Source organism: Streptomyces novaecaesareae (assembly GCF_000716875.1).
GTDB lineage: Bacteria > Actinomycetota > Actinomycetes > Streptomycetales > Streptomycetaceae > Kitasatospora > Kitasatospora novaecaesareae.
Genome location: NZ_JNWQ01000066.1, coordinates 1 through 15,352 on the forward strand (window position 1 = coordinate 1; position 15,352 = coordinate 15,352).

16 protein-coding genes are annotated in these 15,352 nt (G+C 74.4%); 6 read left to right on the top strand and 10 right to left on the bottom strand.

Features of this window, described 5'->3' with window-relative positions; genetic code table 11:
* Both bla and OP86_RS23370 read right to left on the bottom strand, forming a co-directional pair.
* On the bottom strand, window positions 1–987 hold a 987-nt coding region (gene bla / locus OP86_RS23365; RefSeq protein WP_106973494.1), incomplete at its 3' end, for a class A beta-lactamase.
* 126 nt (window positions 988–1,113) lie between these two features.
* The gene (locus tag OP86_RS23370) at window positions 1,114–1,917 is read right to left on the bottom strand and encodes an SAM-dependent methyltransferase (protein ID WP_030060453.1); all 804 of its coding nucleotides are present in this window, start codon (window positions 1,915–1,917) and stop codon (window positions 1,114–1,116) included.
* A 253-nt stretch (window positions 1,918–2,170) separates the two neighbouring features.
* Here OP86_RS23370 and OP86_RS33825 point away from each other — a divergent pair, with 253 nt between their 5' ends.
* On the top strand, window positions 2,171–2,803 hold the full coding sequence (locus OP86_RS33825) for an RNA polymerase sigma factor (protein WP_030060454.1): 633 nt from the start codon (window positions 2,171–2,173) through the stop codon (window positions 2,801–2,803).
* A 68-nt stretch (window positions 2,804–2,871) separates the two neighbouring features.
* Window positions 2,872–3,552 (top strand): hypothetical protein, encoded by a 681-nt coding sequence (locus OP86_RS23380; protein WP_209440363.1) that lies wholly within the window; start codon window positions 2,872–2,874, stop codon window positions 3,550–3,552.
* A gap of 29 nt (window positions 3,553–3,581) precedes the next feature.
* Here the strand turns inward: OP86_RS23380 and OP86_RS23385 are convergent, their stop codons facing one another.
* From OP86_RS23385 to OP86_RS23405, 5 genes are all read right to left on the bottom strand, one after another.
* Complete coding sequence (locus OP86_RS23385; RefSeq protein WP_051830463.1) at window positions 3,582–5,405, bottom strand: condensation domain-containing protein; 1,824 nt, start codon at window positions 5,403–5,405, stop codon at window positions 3,582–3,584.
* A 112-nt stretch (window positions 5,406–5,517) separates the two neighbouring features.
* Window positions 5,518–6,195: a 4'-phosphopantetheinyl transferase family protein gene (locus OP86_RS23390; protein WP_051830464.1), complete on the bottom strand. Its 678-nt coding sequence runs from the start codon at window positions 6,193–6,195 to the stop codon at window positions 5,518–5,520.
* On the bottom strand, window positions 6,192–7,037 hold the full coding sequence (locus tag OP86_RS33830) for a hypothetical protein (protein ID WP_051830465.1): 846 nt from the start codon (window positions 7,035–7,037) through the stop codon (window positions 6,192–6,194). The genes OP86_RS23390 and OP86_RS33830 overlap by 4 nt, the downstream gene beginning before the upstream one ends.
* A gap of 4 nt (window positions 7,038–7,041) precedes the next feature.
* Window positions 7,042–7,332 (bottom strand): phosphopantetheine-binding protein, encoded by a 291-nt coding sequence (locus tag OP86_RS23400; protein ID WP_030060460.1) that lies wholly within the window; start codon window positions 7,330–7,332, stop codon window positions 7,042–7,044.
* An 83-nt stretch (window positions 7,333–7,415) separates the two neighbouring features.
* On the bottom strand, window positions 7,416–8,348 hold the full coding sequence (locus OP86_RS23405) for a 3-oxoacyl-[acyl-carrier-protein] synthase III C-terminal domain-containing protein (protein WP_030060461.1): 933 nt from the start codon (window positions 8,346–8,348) through the stop codon (window positions 7,416–7,418).
* Between the two features lie 161 nt (window positions 8,349–8,509).
* Between OP86_RS23405 and OP86_RS23410 the strand changes: the two genes are divergently transcribed.
* From OP86_RS23410 to OP86_RS23425, 4 genes are all read left to right on the top strand, one after another.
* Window positions 8,510–8,809, top strand: a complete 300-nt coding sequence (locus OP86_RS23410) for a hypothetical protein (protein ID WP_157849822.1) — start codon at window positions 8,510–8,512, stop codon at window positions 8,807–8,809.
* On the top strand, window positions 8,806–10,008 hold the full coding sequence (locus OP86_RS23415; protein WP_030060463.1) for a glycosyltransferase: 1,203 nt from the start codon (window positions 8,806–8,808) through the stop codon (window positions 10,006–10,008). The genes OP86_RS23410 and OP86_RS23415 overlap by 4 nt, the downstream gene beginning before the upstream one ends.
* A gap of 194 nt (window positions 10,009–10,202) precedes the next feature.
* Entirely contained in the window at window positions 10,203–11,177 is a 975-nt protein-coding gene (locus tag OP86_RS23420) for a daunorubicin resistance protein DrrA family ABC transporter ATP-binding protein (RefSeq protein ID WP_030060464.1), read from the top strand.
* Between the two features lie 55 nt (window positions 11,178–11,232).
* Window positions 11,233–11,997 (top strand): ABC transporter permease, encoded by a 765-nt coding sequence (locus OP86_RS23425; RefSeq protein WP_030060465.1) that lies wholly within the window; start codon window positions 11,233–11,235, stop codon window positions 11,995–11,997.
* 76 nt (window positions 11,998–12,073) lie between these two features.
* Here OP86_RS23425 and OP86_RS23430 read toward each other — a convergent pair whose 3' ends face one another.
* The 3 genes from OP86_RS23430 to OP86_RS23440 are packed head-to-tail and all read right to left on the bottom strand — an operon-like array spanning window position 12,074 to window position 15,314.
* Window positions 12,074–13,360: an aminotransferase class I/II-fold pyridoxal phosphate-dependent enzyme gene (locus OP86_RS23430; RefSeq protein WP_030060466.1), complete on the bottom strand. Its 1,287-nt coding sequence runs from the start codon at window positions 13,358–13,360 to the stop codon at window positions 12,074–12,076.
* Window positions 13,357–14,361: an alpha/beta hydrolase gene (locus OP86_RS23435; protein ID WP_033333052.1), complete on the bottom strand. Its 1,005-nt coding sequence runs from the start codon at window positions 14,359–14,361 to the stop codon at window positions 13,357–13,359. The genes OP86_RS23430 and OP86_RS23435 overlap by 4 nt, the downstream gene beginning before the upstream one ends.
* A gap of 59 nt (window positions 14,362–14,420) precedes the next feature.
* Window positions 14,421–15,314, bottom strand: a complete 894-nt coding sequence (locus OP86_RS23440; RefSeq protein ID WP_078653641.1) for a class I SAM-dependent methyltransferase — start codon at window positions 15,312–15,314, stop codon at window positions 14,421–14,423.
* Between the last annotated feature and the right edge of the window lie 38 nt (window positions 15,315–15,352).

A 15,352-nucleotide genomic window follows, 5' to 3' on the forward strand; every position in this document is an offset into this window, starting at 1 on the left:
GACGGCATACGAGATTTCTGCCTGTCTCGTGGGCTCGGAGATGTGTATAAGAGACAGGAGCAGGGCGGGGGCGAGGAGGGCGGCGGTCCTGGCGACGAGGGGTTCGTCCTTGGGGGCGGCGGGGTCGGCGGGCTTGGTGGTGAGGACGGCGAGGAGGACGGGGGCGCCGGTCGGGGTCCAGGCGATGCCGACGTCGTTGGTGGTGCCGTACTCGCCGGTGCCGGTCTTGTCGGCGAGGGCCCAGTCCTGCGGGAGGCCCTCGCGGAAGCGGTGGGTGCTGGTGGTGTTGCCCCGCATCCAGGCGGTGAGCCGTTCGCGCTTGGCGGGCGGGAGGGCGTGGCCGAGGGCGAGGCGGCCGTACGTGCGGGCGATGGCGCGCGGGCTGGTGGTGTCGGTGGTGCGGTCCGGTTCGGCCGAGTTGAGTTCGGGCTCCCAGCGGTCCAGGCGGGTGACGCGGTCGCCGATCGAGCGGCAGAAGCGGGTGACGGCGGTCGGCCCGCCGAGGTCGCGGAGCAGGAGGTTGGCGGCGGTGTTGTCGCTGTGGTCGATGGCGGCCGCGCAGAGTTCGGCGACGGTCATGCCGCCGGCGAGGTTCTCGGGCTTGCCGGTGACCGGTGCGCCGCCGGCCCGGTCGATGTCGGCCTGGGTGTACCGAATCCGCCGGGCGAGGTACTCGCCGTCGTGGTCGAGGTCGCGCAGGACGGCGGCGACGGCGACGGTCTTGAAGACCGAGCAGATCGGGAACAGCTCGCCGGCGCGGTACCGGATGGTCCGGTCGGTGGTCAGGTTCCGGGCGAAGACGCCGAGGCGGGCGGAGTGTTGCTGTTCGAGGTCGGCGAGGCGCCGGTGGAGGTCGGGGCCTGCGGGCGTGCCCGTCGCCGCCCGGGCCGGGGTGCCGGTCGCGGCTGTGACGGCGACGGCTGCTCCGAGCCCGAGGCCGAGGACGGCGCGGCGGCTATGGCGGGATTCCGAAGGCTGCGAGTACATGGTGCCCCTCTGATCGAACGTCGCGGCGCGAGCCGCCTTCTCGATCACAGGACGCGGTGCGGGCGCCGATGGTTCGTCAGCGATGGGGACGGCCGTCGCGGACGAACCCGGTCGGCGTACCGCCTGTCACGGCTTGACGGCCACCGCCGCGTACGCCGAGGCCTCCGCGGCCTCGACGGGGGGCTCGTCCGCCGGGGGGCGCCACCGCGGGGTGGGGACGACGCCGGGGGCGAGGAGCGTCCAGCCGTCGAAGAAGCGGGTGAACTCGGGCAGGGTGCGGGCCTGGGCGGCGGTGCCGGCGGACTCGTAGATGCGGACCAGGCCGGCGATGTCATCGGGTGCGAAGTCGGGGGTGACGTGGCTCATCACCAGCGCGCTGCCCGGGGCGAGGACGGACTTGAGGTGCGCGACGAGCTCGTAGGCGCCGTGGGCGTCGGGGACGAAGTGGAGCAGCGCGTTGAGCGAGAGCGCGACGGGGCGGCTCAGGTCGACGGTGTCGCGCGTCCCCGGGGCGTCGAGCACGCTCGCGGGGTCGGTGACGTCGGCCTCGACGTAGGCGGTGCGGCCCTCGGGGGTGCCGGTGAGCAGGGCCTGGGCGTGCGAGAGCACGATCGGGTCGTTGTCGGCGTAGACGACGCGGGCGTGCGGCCGGATGCTCTGGGCGATCTCGTGGAGGTTGGGCGAGGTGGGGATGCCGGTGCCGATGTCGAGGAACTGGTCGAAGCCCGCCTCGGCGAGGACGCGGGTGGAGCGGTGCATGAAGGAGCGGTTGACGCGGGCGGCGGCGCGCAGCCAGGGCGCGACGGCGAGGGCGTGCCCGGCGGCTTCGCGGTCGGCGGCGAAGTTGGTGAAGCCGCCGAGGTAGTAGTCGTACATCCGGGCCGAGTGCGGCACGTTCAGCCGCAGGTCCACCCCGTCGTAGAGGCCCATGGTGTCTTCCCCTCGGCAGGCCGCTCGCAACCGGTCGGCTGCTGCCCACGGTTGCTGCCCAGGGTTCGTGGGGGCCAATCGTGGCCTGATCGATTCAAATGGTCGCTTCAAACAGTCGCCAGATCCCACGAGATGACAGTCTGTATTCGCTGTGCAGCCTGGAGTGACAGGCCTGATGGAATGAGGATGGGCAGGGACAGCCCGACCCTCGGGTGGCCCGGTGAGCGGCCGGCAGCCACGGAAAGCAGGCTCGATGACCATCGACAGGGGTGCCACCGCGCGCGGGTACCGGGGCGGGACGGCGGTGGAGTACGCCGGCGGGGCCGGGCCCGAGCGGGCCGTCGGAGCAGACCTCGGGCTCCGCCTGGACCTCACCTACGCCGCGTTCTGCGAGACGCATGAACCGGCGTGGCACGCCCTCGCGTTGACCAGGATAGGCAACCAGGCCGACGCCGTCCTGGTGGTCGAGGCGGTCAAGGCGGACCTGGCCCATTGCTGGTCGCAGGTGCGGCGGTTCGAGGAACCGGCCGCCTACGCCTGGCGGCTGGCCAACCGGCACGTGGCGGACTGGGTCGCCGCCGAGGAGCCGGTGGAGGTGGAGGCCGTCACGTTCGCGGCGGTGATCGGCGCGTTCAAGCAGGTGGCGAACGGGCTGCTGCACAGTGAGGCGGACGAGGTCCGGTTGTACGCCGCGATCCTCGAACTGCCGGACCGGCAGCGGGATGTGGTGATCCTGCGGTACCTGCTGGGCCTGCACGTCAAGGTGATCGCGGCGTACCTGGGACGGCCGGTGGCCACGGTGCACTCCAACCTCCGGCACGCCCGCGAGCGGCTGGCCCGCCGGCTCGGGGTCGGCGAACTCCCGGACCGCGGAGGCGAACTGTGACGGACGGCCCGACGGCCGAAGCGCCGGGCCCGGCTCGTACGACCGACGGGGGCGGTGCGGTGGTCCACGTGCCCCGCCCCGAACGGGCCAACGCCGAGCGGATCGCGGCGGTGCGACAGGCCCGGCTGACGGCCGCGCCCACCCACCTGTCCTCGGAGCACGAGCAGGCCGCCTTCGAACTCGGCCTGGTCGTCGCCCTGGTGCTGGGCGCGCCGGACGCCTCCCAGGGGCTCGACCTGCTGGTGAACGCGCGCCGGATCCAGCCGGAGGGGGCGGAGGTGTTCGGCGCGCTGCTGTACGCCACCGGCAAGGAGGAGGGCGCCGAGTTCTGGTGGCGGTTCGCGGCCGGCTCGGGCAGCGGAACGGCCGCGTACTGCCTGCACCTGCACCACCTGATGCTCGGCGAGACCGACGACGCCGACTACTGGCGGGCCTGGTCGGACCAGCTCGCCTCGGCCGAACGCCCGCCTGGGCCACGGCCGTTGCGGATGAGCCGGCCGCTGCTGCCGGAGGACGTGCGGCGCGACATCCTCTCCCGGGTGCACCGGGGGCTGGCCCCGCAGCTGCCGCCCGCGCTGGTCGCGGTGATCGACCGGCTGCCGGTGCAGGGCGACGACGAGGTGGAGGAGGTCCCGAGCCCGTGGGGGCTCACCTCGGGGGCGACCTCCGCGTGCTCGTGGGACCTCGCGTGGGGGCTCGCCGCCGAGGAGGACCCGTCGGGGGCGGGCGGAGCCGACCCGTTGGGGTGAGGCGGCGGCAGCCCTCCGCGGTCATTCGTTCAGGTGAGCGCGGACAGCCGGGCGACGATCTCCGGGTCGCGTCCGCTCCCGGCCACCGTCCGTACGCCGTCCGGGGTCACCTGTCGGACGACGTACCGGTGCGGCGCCATCGCGGTGTCCCGGCCGGGGAGGGCGGCGACGACGGCGCGGTGGGCGGCTGCGGGGTCGAACCCGGGGTCTTCGGTGGTGAGGTCGGCCACCAGGCTCCCGTCGACCAGCGACAGTCGGTGCGGCCCGAGCGTGCTGTCCAGGAGCTCGCGAACGGCCGCCAGGTCGACCCAGGAACCGTCGACCAGCCGCCACTCACCCTCGCGCCCGCCCTCGCACCCGCCCTCGCGGCCGCCTTCCGCCGGGCCGAGCACGGCGGACAGGCCGCCGAGCGGCACCGGCCCTTCGGCGGCCGCCGCGAGGAGCGCCAGCAGGGTCCGGGCGAAGCCATCGGTCTCCTCGGGGTCGAGCACCTGGGGGCAGGCGATCAGGACGAAGTCCAGGCTGCCGGTGATCCGCAGGACGGTGAACATCAGCCGGACCGCCAGCGGCGGCGCGGGCAGCGGGGTCAGCTCCGGGTCGGCGGCCGGGGGCGGCTGGGCGTCGGCGACGGCGGCCGGGATGGTCAGGCTCAGGTCGTTGACGACCACCTGCCGGGCGAAGCGGGTGCCCCGCCGGTGGGCGACGTCCTCGATCAGCTGCCAGACCTCCCCGGCGTCCAGGACGCTGTGCCAATAGGCGCTCAGCGAGGCGGACTTGGCACGGCCGATCAGCTGGTCGAGATCGGCCGTTCCGGTGTCGAGCAGGATCAGCGCGTCCTGCGCCAGGGTGCCGACGTGGTCGGTCAGGACGGCGCGCTGGCGGTTGGCGGAGAGCGCCGAGATCACCAGCTCGCCGCGGCCGGCCCGGTGGGCGACCAGCGCGGCGAAGGCGGCGAGCAGGACGACGGACGGGCCGGCGCCGGTGCGGCGGCAGACGGCGGCGAGGTGGTCGGCCGCCCCGCGCGAACGCACCAGCAGCGCCGCGTGGTCGCGCGCCGGGCCGGTGATCCGGGTGTCGGCGAAGACGGTCTGCGGGCCGGCGCCGAGGACCTTCGCCCAGTGCCGCAGGGCCGCGGCCGACTTGCGCCGGCCCTGCGCGCTCTGCTCCGCGGCGGCGATCCGCAACGGGGTCGGCGCGGTGACCGGCGGCAGTTCCCGCCCGGCGGCGAGGGCGTGCCACTCCTGGATCAGCACGGCGGTGGCCGCGCCGTCGGCGCCCGCGTGGCAGACCACGGCGACCAGCCGCAGGAGCCGCTCGCCCCGGGCGACGATGGTGAACCGGACCCGTGGGGGCGCCGCCGGATCCACCGGCACGGCGACGTCGATGCGACCCAACTCTGCGGCCAGTGCGTCGACTTCGCGATCGTCGAGCTCTCCGGCCTCGACCACCGCCACCGTGAACCGGCCGTCCGCGTGCACCACCTGGCGGTCCGGGAAGCCGTCCGGGCCGGGGCCGGCGGGAAAGGAGGTGCGCAGCGACTCGTGCCGCTCGACCAGCAGCCGCAGCGCGGCCAGGCCGGCCGGGACCGAGGTGCCGGCCGGGACCGGCCAGGAGGCCTCCCTGTTGATCTGCTCGGGGGCCTCGCCCCGGATGCAGCGGAGCATGTTGTCCTGGCCGCGGGTGAGCGGGCCGACGCCGCTGCTCGCGGCGGCGAACCGGACGGTGACCCGCCGGGCGGGCGGGGGCTCGGCGTGCGGGCGCTGGGCGTGCGGAGCCGCCTCGGGCTGGGGCTCCTCGTTCCGGGCCTCCGCGTGCGGAGCCGCCTCGGGCGAAATCAGGTCGTGCGGAGTCACGTCGTACGCGCCTTTCGGCTCGCCGGGAAGGGCTCAGCGGGGGTGTGATCGGGACGCTACCAGCGGCGCGGCAAGCTGGTCCAGACCAAAGCTCACACGTTCCGATGGAACGTCAATTTACTTTCCATGCATGTAAGTTGACATGTATCGGCGATTCGCCGAGGGCGGCGACGGCAGCCCGGAACGGGCCGGGCACGGGGACGTCACAGAGCCGGGCCGGCCCCTCGCCGAGCCGACCGGGGTCGGCCACCAGCACCGGGGACGGGCCCGCCACGGACACGCCGAAGGACTGTGCCAGCCGCCCGCCGTAGGCCTTCACGAAGGCCTCGCGCCGACACCACAGCGCGGTGAAGCGGGCCGCCCGCTCCGCCGGCTCGGCAGGCTCCGCGACGGAGCGGGCCTCCTCGAAGGGGAACCAGCGAGCGGCCATCCGCTCGGCCGTCCGGGCCTCGTGGATCCGCTCCACATCGACGCCGACCGCCCGCCCCTCGGCCAGGGCCAGCACCGCCAGTCGACCCGAGGCCGACCAGCTGACCCTCAGGCCGGCGGCGCCGTCGACCTCGGGTTTGCCGTTGGGCCCGCGCCGCCAGACCACCTCGGCCGGGTGCACGCCGAGCCGCGCGCCGACCAACTGCCGGACGGCGCCGCGCGCGACGGTGAAGCGGCGGCGCAGCTCAGGGTCCGCGTTGGCAGCCCGGGCGCGTTCGGCCGCGTCGAGCAGCTGCCACAACTCGTCGGCCACGCCGTCGGGTTGGTCGGTGTCGATGAGCCAGAGGCCGAGCTCGGTCATGGCAGGTCCAGTGTGCTGAGCACCCCGAGCCGCCGGTCGTAGCCGACGAGCAGGGCGGGCCGCTTCTCCTCGCGCCACCGCGGCAGGTGTTCGGCCAGCCGCGCCCACAGGCCGGTGAACGGCTGGACGGGTGGGTCATCAGCGCCGAACCCGTCGCCGAGGCCGCCGAGTTCGCCGGGGTCGTCGAGGCCGCCGAGGCCCTCGAAACGGTCGAAGCCGTCGAGCAGGATCGCCGCCTCGGGCCGCCGCTGCTCGACCTCGGCCCGTACGGCCTCTGCCGGCGCCGCGGCGCCCGTGACCTGCCGGACGGCCAGGCCCGCCCCCGGAGCCTCCTCGCAGACCAGCACCACCGCCGCGTGCCCCTCGGGCAGCGGCACCGGCGCGGCCGGTTCGTAGTGCAGCGCGGTCTGTTCGGCGAGCACCACCACGGCGCGGCGACAGCCACCGGTGCGGTGGTGCGCGGCGGCCAGGCACAGGGCGGTGAAGGCCGCGGCGGTGCCCTGGTCGCAGATCGCGAAGGCGAGCGGGTTTCCGGGGACGGACCGGCTGAGCGCGAGCGAGGACGGCGCGCCGGGCCGGACGTCCGGGGTGTCGAAGGCGAGGATCAGCAGGTCCACCGGCTCGTCCTCGGCGAGTACGTCGCGCAGCAGCCCGGCGGCCAGCTCCTCGTAGGAGTGGCCGACGCCCTCGCTCAGCAGGTCCTCGCGCAGCGCCAGGCCGTACGGGCGGACGAGGTCCGAGACGAACACCCGCAGGTCCGGGTCGAGCGAGGTCTCCGAGCGGCCGTCGAAGCGGCGGGCGAGGGCCCGGGTGATCCGCAGGCCGGAGGGGCCGGGGGCCACCCGGTCAGTCCTCGGGTATGACGTGCCCGGCGACGTAGTCGGCGAGCTTGGTGACCGATCGCAGGTCGTCCTCGGTGATCTGCTCGACATCCACCTGGATGTCCAGGGATTCCTCCAGCTCCAGGATGAGCTCGATGGTGCCGGCGGAGGTGAGGCCGAGGTCGTCGAAGAGGCAGGCGTTCTCCGGGATCTCCGGCAGTTCGCGCTTGAGCACGCGCGGCAGGAGCTCGCCGATGCCGTGCAGGATGCGTGCGCGCAGCTCGGGGTCGGTGGTCTGGACCGCGGGTTCTGACATGGGTGTCCCGTCCCGTCGTACGTGGGAAGTGCGCCCTGAGGGCTCTGAGGATTGGCCGACGATCCCCGGCGGCTGACCGGGCGTCAGTACTGCATGGCCATGGCGGAGAAGGTGGCGCCGACGCCGGCGGCGGCGATCAGGTAGTGGTCGCCGCGGCGGAGCAGCCCCCGCGTGGTGGCGGTGTGAAGATTGATGAGGCTGTCTGCAGCGAAACTGTGCCCGACCGACCGCACGTTGTCCAGCACGACTTTCTCGACCGGGTAGCCGATGCGGCGCGCGATCATCCGCCAGGAGGCCTGGTTGACGTTGTGCGGGAGGATCGCGGCCAGGTCGGACAGGTCCAGACCGGCCCGGTCCAGGGCGGCCTCGATCGCCTCGACCATCACGTTCGGGTACTCGCGCTGGTAGCGGGCGAGCAGGTCCGGGTCCTCGGCCAGTCGGCCGTCGAACTCCGGGCGCTGGCGCACCTCGTAGGAGAGCACCCGATGGCGCTCACCCGCGGCGCTGACCAGGCAGGCGGCCGCGCCCTCGGCGAAGATGCCGGTCTCGGGCACCACCTGGGCGTCCTTGGTGAAGGTCTTCTCCCCGGCCAGGACCAGCGCGAGCGCCGCCGGGTCGGGGTCGGCCGCGAGCAGCCGGCCCGCCAGGTCGATCGCCAGCAGGCCCACCGCGCAGGCGTGGTGGGTCACCGTGAAGGCGCCGGCGTGGCCGAGGCCGCGCGCGGCGAGCAGTTCGTGCAGCGGGTTGAGCGGGTGCGGCACCGCCACCGGCATGCTGCGGGCGTGGATCACGAAGCGGATGTCGCGTTCGCGTCCGCGCAGCTCCGACAGGTTGTCCAGGGCGGCGTCGAGCAGGTCGGGCAGCGTCCCGGCAGGGTCCAGGCGCAGCTGGTCCAGGCCGTGGAAGCGGCGGAAGAGACGGAGTTGACGTGGGGTCAGGCCGATGAGCTCGCCCACCGCCTCGATGGGAACGGCGTGTGGGGGGAGGTGGACGGCCACTGCCTCCAGTGCGGTCACCCGGGCTAGTATTCCGACGCCCGCCGGGTCGCACAAGTGATCTCGGGCCCGAGGACAGGCCCCGGGGCCTCCGCCGCCGCGGCCGCACCCCCGGCATCCGTCAACTCCGCTCCGGTTCGGTCGCGTTCGCCCCGTGCCGTCGAGCAGGTGGGAGATCTCTCATGTCGAATCCTGAACCTCCGGCCTCCGCGCCGCCGTTGGATCCCGAGCTGGTCGCGCTCGTGGTCGAGGCGGCCGGTGCGCCGCCCGGCTGGGCGCGCCGTGTCACGCCGGGGGCCCGGCTGGACGGCGATCTGCTGCTGGACGAGGCCGAACTCGCCACGCTGGCCGAGCTCCTGCGCGAACGCTTCGGTCCCGCGGCGGACCTGGCCGGGCTGCGCGCCGGTCTCGACCTCGCCGCGTTGGAGGCGTTGACCGTCGCCGACCTGCAGCGACTGCTCCCCGAGGAGGGTGCCCGATGACCAGGTTCCTGCTGGTGATGCCCCCGTTGGCCGGACACGTCAACCCGGCCGCGGGCATCGCCGCCGAACTGACCGCGCGCGGCCACGAGGTCGCCTGGACCGGTACGGAGTCGGTGCTGCGGCCGCTGCTCGGCCCCGGAGCGCAGGTGCTCGGCACCGGCACCCGGGCCTTTCGCGCTCAGGGCGGGCACGGGCTGGCCGCCCTGCGCTCGCTCTGGGAGGGCTTCATCGTCCCGTACGCGCGGTTCACCGCAAAGCCGCTGGACGCGGCCGTGCGGGAGTACCGGCCGGACGTGCTGCTGGTCGACCAGCACACCCCGGCGGGCGCGCTGGTCGCGCACCGGCACGGGCTGCCGTGGGCGAGCTTCGCGCCCGGCGCGATGGAGCTGGGCCGGCCCTACCGGGCGTTGCCGCAGGTCGAGGCGTGGATGACCGGGCTGCTGCGCGGGCTGTGGGAGCGCGCCCGGCTGCCCGAGGAGGAGTACGTCGACCCGCGCTTCTCCCCCGCCCTGGTGCTGGCGACCACCGGCCCGGCGCTGACCGGCTCAGCCCTGCCGACCGGTTCCACCCGGCTGACCGGCTACGTCCCGCTGACCGGCTCCGCCTGGCCGCCGGCGCACCTCGCGGCGGTCGGGCCGGTGATCGCGGCGCGGCCGCACGATCCGCACTTCCCGTGGGGGCGGCTGCTACCGGGCCGGCGGCGGGTGCTGGTCACGATGGGCACGCTGGCGGGCGAGTTGGGCGCGGACTTCCTCGCGCGGGCCGTCCGGGCCCTGGAGCTGTGCGGCGAGGAGGTGCAACCGGTGTTCGCGGCGCCGGGCGGGCTGCTGCCCGAACTCCCGCCGCACGCGGTCGCAGTGGACCGGGCGCCGGTGCTGGAGCTGATGGCGCGCGGCGCGTTGGACGCGGTGCTGTGCCACGGCGGGATGAACACCGTGGGCGAGGCTCTGGCGCACGGCCTGCCGCTGGTCGCCGCGCCGATCCGGCACGACCAGCCGTTCGTCGCGGCCCAGGTGGCGGCGGTCGGGGCCGGGCTGCGGGTGCCGTTCGCCCGCGTGACGCCGGAGCGGCTGGCGCAGGCGCTGCGGGCCGTACTGGAGACAACGGGCTACCGGGACACGGCGGTTCAGGTCGGCAGGGAGCTGCTGGCCGGTGGCGGTGCGGCGGCCGCGGCGGAGCGGCTGGAGGCGCTGGCCTGAGCCGGCGTCCTCGGATTCCCCTTGGCAGAGGGGATTCCCCTTAGCAGAGGGGGAGATCGCACGTCCATTGGTCTAGGCCATTGTTTCCGGGTCGGGGTTCACCCTAGGGTGTCGCAGCAGCACCCGCCCTCCGCAGGTGCCGAGCACCGCCTTCCCGGGTGCCGTGGCAGCCCATCCCCGTACGGGAGTTCCGGTTGATCGAGACCACGGGACTGCGCAAGTCCTACCGCAAGAAGACCACCCGCCGCAGCGGCGAGGACCCGACCGTCGACGCCGTGCGCGGCATCGACCTGTCGGTCGCCGCCGGCGAGATCTACGGCTTCCTCGGCCCCAACGGCGCCGGGAAGACCACCACTCTGCGCATGCTGGCCACCCTGATCCGCCCGGACGGCGGACGGGCCCGCATCGCCGGGGCCGACCTGTTCACCGACCCGGCCGGAGTCCGCCGCCGGATCGGCTACGTCGCCCAGGGCGGCGGCACCACCGACAACGTCAGCGCCCGCGAGGAACTGGTGCTCCAGGCCCGGATGTACGGCGCCGGCAAACCCCGGGCCGTCCGGGCCGCCGAGGACGCGCTCAAGGCCTTCGAGCTGGGCGAGTTCGGCGACCGGCCGTGCGTCACCTACTCCGGCGGCCAGCGCCGCCGGGTGGACATCGCGCTCGGGGTGATCCACCAGCCCCGGGTGCTGTTCCTGGACGAGCCGACGGTCGGGCTGGACCCGGCCAGCCGGGCGCACGTCTGGGCGGAGGTCCGCCGGCTGCGCACCGAGGGCATGACCGTCGTCGTCACCACCCACTACCTCGACGAGGCCGACGCGCTCTGCGACCGGGTCGCCATCGTCGACCACGGCCGAGTCGTCGCCGAGGGCACGCCCGAGGCCCTCAAGCGCGAGATCTCCGGCGACGTCGTCCTGGTCGGCCTGGACGCCGGCGAGGGCGCCGCCGAACGAGCGGCCCGGGTGCTGCGCCCGCAGCCGTACCTGCACCGACTGGAGCCCGACGGGGACGGGGGACTGCGGCTGTACCTGGACGACGGTGCCGCGGCCATCCCCCAGCTGCTGCGCGCCCTGGACGCCTCCGGTCTGACGCCCGGCACCGTACAGCTCCAACGGCCCAGCCTGGACGACGTGTTCCTGGCCCGCACCGGCCGCTCGCTGCGGCAGTCCTGACCCGTCCGCACCCCGCGGCCCCGCCGCGAGGACCGGCACCACCCCTGGGGGGACCGTGAAGCTCGCCCGCGACACCTGGCTGGTCTTCCAACGCCAGCTGCTGCTCATGATCCGCACCCCGGTCTGGATCGCCGTCGGCATCATCCAGCCCGTGTTCTACCTCCTGCTGTTCGCCCCGCTGCTGAAGAAGGTGCTCGCCCCGGACGGCGCGAGCAGCTACGCCGACGCCTACCAGGTGTACGTGCCGGGCCTGTTGGCGGTGCTGTGCATCTTCGGCGGGCTGTTCACCGGCTTCAGCCTGCTGGGCGAGCTCAAGGCCGGGATCATCGAGCGCTCCCGGGTGACGCCGGTGAGCCGGCTGGCACTGCTGCTCGGCCGGGCGCTGCGGGAGATGGTGGCGCTGCTGGTGCAGGCCGTCCTGATCACGCTGATCGCGCTGCCGTTCGGGCTCCGGGTGAGCCCGCTCAACCTGCTGCTCGCCTACCTGCTGCTCGGGCTGCTGGCGCTGATGACCTCGGCGATCTCCTACGGCATCGCGCTGATGGTGCCGACCGACGCGGCGATGGCGCCCGTGGTGAACACCATCGCGCAGCCGATCGCACTGCTGTCCGGGGTGCTGCTGCCGCTCACCCTGGCGCCGGACTGGCTGCAGCAGCTCGCCCGCTGGAACCCCTTCTACTGGGCGGTGGAGGGCATGCGCGCCCTGTTCTCCGGGCACGCCGGGGACAGTGCGGTCTGGCAGGGGCTGCTGGTGGTCGTGGTGATGACCGCCCTGGCGGTGTACTGGTCGGCCCGGCTGTTCTCCACCCGGGTGCGCTGAACGACACCGGAACGCGGGGACGCCGGTGGGGCCCGGCTCGACGTGCGAGCCGGGCCCCGTCGGCGTCCTCACGCGTTCAGGATGTGATGAAAGCCGCCAACTTCGCTATCCCGTCGATGATCTGAGTGTGCGTCAGCGCGCTGATGGAGAGCCGCAGCCGGTGTTCCCCGCCGCCCGCCGGGTAGAACGGCGCCATCGGCGTCCACAGCACCCCGTACTCGCGGGCGCAGCGCTCCATCGCCGCGTCGTCGGCGGCGAAGGGCACCGTCAGTACGGCGAAGAAGCCGCCGTCGGGGCGGTTCCAGGAGACGCCCAGCCGGCGCCGCTCGGAGGCCGGGAAGTGCCGGTCCAGCTCCCGCAGCAGGGTGTCCATGCCGGCCGCGTAGTGGGCCGTGGCACGGGAGTTGGCGGCGCGCAGCCGGCAGTCGTGCGTCAGCAGCATGCCGCCGATGACGGCCTGGCTGAGCGCGGGGGTGTTGACCGTCGTCATGCTCTTCAGCTTGGCCAGCTCGTCCGCGAGCAGGCTGCGCCGCCCGCCGGGGCCGGTCACCTCCTGGTCGGCGACGGCGTAGCCGAGCCGGGCGCCGGGGAAGCAGGTCTTGGCGAAGGAGCCCAGGTGGACGACCTGGCGGCGGCGGTCCAGCGCCTTGAGGGTGGGCCGCGGACCGGGGGTGCGGGCGAAGAAGCCGTACGGGTTGTCCTCGACGACCAGGACGCCCTCCTCGGCGGCCACGTCCAGCAGCCGGGTGCGGGCGGCGATCGGCATGCTGGTGCCGGACGGGTTGGCGAAGTCCGGGACGACGTAGAGGGCGCGCGGGCGGCGCCCCTCGGCCCGCACGGCCCGGGCCGCGGCCTGGACGGCCTCCGGATCGGGCCCGCCGTCGGGGCCCTCGGGGACCGGCCGGGTGGTCAGGTCCAGCAGCCGGGCGGCGCCGGTGACGCCGACGTAGCAGGGCGCGCTCACCAGCAGCACGTCGTCCGGGCCCGCGCAGAGCGCGCGCAGCACGAGCAGCATGCCCTCCTGGGCGCCGACGGTGAGCACCAGGGACTCGGGGGCGACGGTCAGGCCCTCGTCGCTGGCGAGGGTGCGGGCGACCAGGTCGGCGATGATGCCCTTGGTGGGGCCGTACTGGAACAGTGCGGTGCGCACGGCGTCCCGGTCGAGGCCGCGCTCGGCCAGGTGGGCGAGGTAGGCGTCCAGGTAGCGGGGGACGTCCTCGGGCTCGAAGAAGCCCTCGTAGGGGCGGCCGGGAGCGAAGGAGACGGCCTGCGGGTAGCGGGTGGTGACCTCGTTGAGGAAGGTCATCGCGTCCAGCAGCGGATCGGCGAGGGAGGCGTGCAGGTCCGCCAGGCGGAGGTTCACCGCAGGGCCTCCCCCTGGGCATCCCCCAGGGCCTCCCGCAGCCGCCCGGCGGCGTACGCCTGGGCGTCGGCGGCGGCGTCGAGGGTGCCGGTCACGGCGAAGAACCCGTGCGGCATGCCCGGGTAGCGGCGCAGCTCCACCGGGACCCCGGCCGCGCGCAGCGCCTCGGCGTACTGCTCGCCCTCGTCCCGCAGCGGGTCGTACTCGGCGGTGAGGACGGTCGCGGGCGGCAGGCCGGCCAGGGTGGCGGCGCGCAGCGGGGAGGCGTACGGGCTGGCGGCGTCGGCCTGGTCGGCCAGGTAGTGGCCCCGGTACCAGGCCACCGAGCGGCGGTTGAAGAGCAGCGGGTCGTCGTGTTCGCGCAGCGACGGGGTGTCGGCGGCCTGGTCGGTGTTGGGGTAGACCAACAGCTGGTGGCGCAGGGCCGGGCCGCCCTCGGCGCGCAGCAGCAGGGTCAGGGCGGCGCTGAGGTTGCCGCCGGCGCTGTCGCCGCCGACCGCGAGGCGGTCGGGGTCAATACCGAACTCGCCGGCCCGTTCCACCAGGTGGAGGAGGGCGGCGCGGCAGTCCTGCAGGGCGGCGGGGAAGGGGTGTTCGGGGGCGAGCCGGTAGCCGACGGAGGCGGTGACGCAGCCGACGGCGTTGGTGAGGCGGCGGCAGATCGCGTCGCTGGTGTCGGGTGAGCCGAGGGTCCAGCCGCCGCCGAAGAGGTAGAGCAGGGCGGGCAGTTGACGGCCGGGCGGCTTGCGTCCGGGCAGTTCGGGGCTGGGCAGTTCGGGGCTGGGCGGCTCGGGGCGGTAGAGCCGCAGGGTGAGGTCGGCGCCGGGGCCGGGAAAGCGGTGCTCCTCGACGGCGGCGACCGGCTCGGGGGTGCCGGCCGCGGCGCGGATGTCGGCGAGGTCGGCGGCGCGAGCCTCGGCCAGGGTGAGGGTGTAGAGCGGCGGTGCGCCGCTGCTCGCGCGCCGGGCGCGCAGGCCCTCGGCCTGGGGGTGCAGGGGCATGGGTGGTCCCGTTCTCGTACGGCTGGGTCGGCGGTCGGGCCTCGGTCAGCGGTCAACGGTCAGTGGTCGGCGGTCGGCCCGCGGTCGGCCTCGACGTAGATGGTCTCGTCGGTGCGGAACGCCGTGTCCAGGTCGGCGACGTCCGAACGGGTGCCCTGGCGGTAGGAGCAGTGGCGGATCTGCTCGGGCGTGAAGCCGGCCCGGGTCAGGACGTGCCGGAGTTCGTCCAGGTCGTAGATCCACTGGTGGCCGTAGTGCCGGAAGATCTGGTTGACCAGGAAGGCCGGGCGGGCGGGCATCGGCGGGCCGAAGCCGAGGGTGCTCAGGCGGCGGCGGTGCTTGCCGAGGAAGCCGTCGCCGGTGGCGTAGCCGACCAGGTAGCGGGCAAGGTCGGGGGTGGTCAGGCGCAGCACGCCGCCGGGGCGCAGCACCCGGCGGGCCTCGCGCAGCCAGCCGATCGCCACGGGCATGGTGACGTGCTCGATCAGGTGCTCGGCGTACACCCAGTCGACGCTGGCGTCGGCGAAGGGCAGCGGCTCGGCGATGTCCAGCTGGGTGAACCAGCGCTCGCCGTCGACCCGGTAGAGGGTGCCGGGCTCGGTGGCCGTGCCGGGGCCGCGCAGGGCGGTCAGGTCGGTGCCGAGGCCTTCCGGGTGGGCGGTCCGGAAGGCGGCGAACTCGATGCCGGTGAGGCCGAGTTCGCGGAAGTCCGCGTGGTCGTGCGGCAGCCCGCCGGGGTGCGCTTCGAGCTTGTCGCAGGTGGCGACCTGCGCGCTGAAGTCGGCCAGGCGGGCCGCCAGGCCGTCCGGGTCGTCCCAGTCCCAGCCGGGGAATCTGCCGGTCTCTTGGGCCTGTTGGGCCTGTTGGGCCCGTCCGGTCCGATCGGTCCGATCGGTCCGATCGGTCCGATCGGTCTGCTCTGTCTGCTCGGTCGGTTCGGTCGGTTCGGTCATTGTCGGGTCTCTTTCTCGGAGAACGTGGTCCGGGGCCC

Bases quoted from the DNA above. Each gene is read 5' to 3' on its own strand.
- OP86_RS23415 (WP_030060463.1), top strand. From the start codon at position 8,806: ATGACCAGGTTCCTGCTGGTGATGCCCCCGTTGGCCGGACACGTCAAC.
- OP86_RS23400 (WP_030060460.1), bottom strand. From the start codon at position 7,332: ATGTCAGAACCCGCGGTCCAGACCACCGACCCCGAGCTGCGCGCACGC.
- OP86_RS23435 (WP_033333052.1), bottom strand. From the start codon at position 14,361: ATGCCCCTGCACCCCCAGGCCGAGGGCCTGCGCGCCCGGCGCGCGAGC.
- OP86_RS33825 (WP_030060454.1), top strand. From the start codon at position 2,171: ATGACCATCGACAGGGGTGCCACCGCGCGCGGGTACCGGGGCGGGACG.
- OP86_RS23410 (WP_157849822.1), top strand. From the start codon at position 8,510: ATGTCGAATCCTGAACCTCCGGCCTCCGCGCCGCCGTTGGATCCCGAG.
- OP86_RS23440 (WP_078653641.1), bottom strand. From the start codon at position 15,314: ATGACCGAACCGACCGAACCGACCGAGCAGACAGAGCAGACCGATCGG.
- OP86_RS23370 (WP_030060453.1), bottom strand. From the start codon at position 1,917: ATGGGCCTCTACGACGGGGTGGACCTGCGGCTGAACGTGCCGCACTCG.
- OP86_RS23390 (WP_051830464.1), bottom strand. From the start codon at position 6,195: ATGACCGAGCTCGGCCTCTGGCTCATCGACACCGACCAACCCGACGGC.